This window comes from Sphingobium sp. Ant17, assembly GCF_000588875.1.
Classification (GTDB): domain Bacteria; phylum Pseudomonadota; class Alphaproteobacteria; order Sphingomonadales; family Sphingomonadaceae; genus Sphingobium.
In genome coordinates, this window is sequence record NZ_JEMV01000155.1 from 1 (window position 1) to 2482 (window position 2482).

At 58.2% G+C, this 2482-nt stretch carries 1 protein-coding gene and 1 pseudogene; one reads left to right on the forward strand and one right to left on the reverse strand.

What is annotated here, in order from left to right; genetic code table 11:
• Positions 1-132 precede the first annotated feature (132 nt).
• Entirely contained in the window at positions 133-684 is a 552-nt protein-coding gene (locus BF95_RS24925) for a hypothetical protein (protein WP_200867067.1), read from the reverse strand.
• Positions 685-1080: 396 nt separating this feature from the next.
• Here BF95_RS24925 and BF95_RS27065 point away from each other — a divergent pair.
• Positions 1081-2482: pseudogene (locus BF95_RS27065) on the forward strand (TonB-dependent receptor plug domain-containing protein); the annotation flags it as partial.

The following is a 2482-nucleotide window of genomic DNA, read 5'->3' on the forward strand; positions in this document are numbered from 1 at the left end:
GCGACCGGGCCGCGCGACCGGGCCCCGCATCTCCATTTGGGGGTATGAAAGTGGAAACGCCGCGCGCATCGACCCGCTGTTGATAGCAGGGCCAATGCCGCAAGGGCGGTGAAGAAAGGCGGATGAAGCGGTCTAACTGACCCGCTTCATCCGCACGGCGCGGCCGCCCGCCACCTTGCCCATGAAGCTGCCCATGGCGGCGCGCTTTAGTTCGATCGTCTGGCCGACCTTGGGGTCGCGCGCCGTCATCGCTTCGGTGGTGGCCCATACCGCGCCATCTTCCAGCCCGATCTGCCACTTGCCATATCCAAGGCTGCGCACGGAAGCGATCACCGCTTCGATTTGATCGACTCCCTCGACCTTTGCCTCGCTGCTGTCATCCGCTTCGCCCCCGCCCAAAAAGGGCAGCTTAGGGAAGGAAAAGCCGAACAGCGTCTTGCGGGTCTTATTGAGTTCGCTCTTGTCCAGCACGACCACTTCGTCCCGCTGGGCAGCGGCGTCGATCGCGCCGACCTGACGATCAAAGCAGGCCAGTCGCTCTGCATCCTGCGCAACGGATCGGCACTGCAACAAGTCCGTGAAAATCTCTGGGCGCGGCTGCTGGCGCTTTGGTGCAGCGCTGGCGCTTCCGGTCATGAGGCACAAAAAACAACCCCCCAGCAGACTCATGCTCAGATGCTTCATGCCGTCTCTCCTCATCAATCAACCCCGAGATCGTCCTAGCATGCCTCGGCTGAAAACAAGGTCAATATATCGCAGGATCGCCACAACCTGTCGCGTCTGTGTCACTATCAACCGATCGCTGGACAGGTGCGGACATCAATGGGTTGTCAAACGGCGCTCGAACGAAATAATGTTACTAAAACAGCCGTAAAAACAGCTCTACCACGCTCTTGTTGCATTTATGATACAGCCACATTTAAAAGCGGTGAATGCCCTTTTCCCGCGCTTTACAGCGCCCTGCTCCCCGCGCAGTTTCACGGCCATGCATATGGGGGGATCGCTGTCGGGCACCTTATCCCTCCATAAGTAGAAATAGTGGCAGGACATCTGCCAACCTCCAGAGCAAGGGACTGGACCGTGAAGACATTTTCAAAGAGGGCACTTCTGCGTGCCAGCGCCGCACCGGCGATCCTCGGTGCGTCGCTGATCGCAACCGCCGCATTCGCACAGGAAGCGCCACAGGCCGCTGGTGCAGAAGCGGGCGACACCATCATCGTTACCGGTTCGTTGATCCGCAATCCGAACCTGGCGTCATCTTCGCCTGTTAACGTTACGACTGCTGATGAAATCGATCTGCAGCAGGCCAACGTGGCAGAAGAACTGCTTCGCGAGATTCCAGGGATCGTTCCGAGCATCGGCTCGGCCGTGAACAACGGCAATGGTGGTTTCTCGTTCGTCAACCTGCGTGGCTTGGGTTCTAACCGTCTGCGTGGCTTGGGTTCTAACCGTAACGTCGTGCTGTTGGACGGTGTACGCGTCGTTCCAGCTGAACTGAACGGCCGATTCGATCTCAACAACGTTCCATTGGCCCTGATCGAGCGTGTGGAAGTCCTGACTGGCGGCGCATCGACCACCTATGGTGCCGACGCCATTTCGGGTGTCGTCAACTTCATCACCAAGTCCGATTTTTCGGGTTTTGAAGCCAATCTTGCTAACCAGATCACCGACGAGGGCGACGGGCATACCGTTCGTTTCGACGTGACCACCGGCGCGAATTTTGATGACGGTCGTGGCAACGTCGTGCTGGGCATTGGCTATCAGCAGTCCGACCCGGTATATCAGGGCGCGCGTAAGATCGGTCAGAATACCATCGGGTCTATTTCTGGACAGGGTGCCGGTTCGGGTACGTCGATCCCCTCGCGCTTCAGCTTCCCCGGGAGTGGCACGTTTGCAGGTTGCGCCGGATGGCCAATCGCTTGTTGGCACATACGCCCCCTTCAAACTTTGCGCCCGCGAACATCTTCCAGACCCCGTTCGAGCGCTACAACATCTACGCCGCCGGTCGCTATGAGATCAGCGATGCTGTCGAAGTCTACAGCCGGGGCATGTTCACGAAGAACACGGTCAGCACCATCATTGCGCCTTCCGGTTCGTTCGGTATCGCCGTTGATATTCCGCTCAGCAATCCATTCCTGACCTCTGGCATTCGTAATCAGTTCTGCGCAGGCAATGGCATTTCGACCGCTGCATGCGATGCGGCCGCTCTTGCCACGGATCCCAACGATCCAAACTATCAGACTGTGACGAGCGCAATGTTCCGTCGTGCAGCCGAAGTAGGCCCACGCATCAGCGATTACACGAACACAGTGTTCGACTATCGCCTCGGTCTGCGTGGTGGCATCACCGACACGATCGATTGGGACGTGTATGGTGCCTATGGTGAAAGCGACCAGGTTCAGACGATCAAGGGTTACACGCTCAACTCGCGCGTCCAGGAGTCCATGCTGGCAACCAATACAGCAACCTGCCTGAGCGAAAA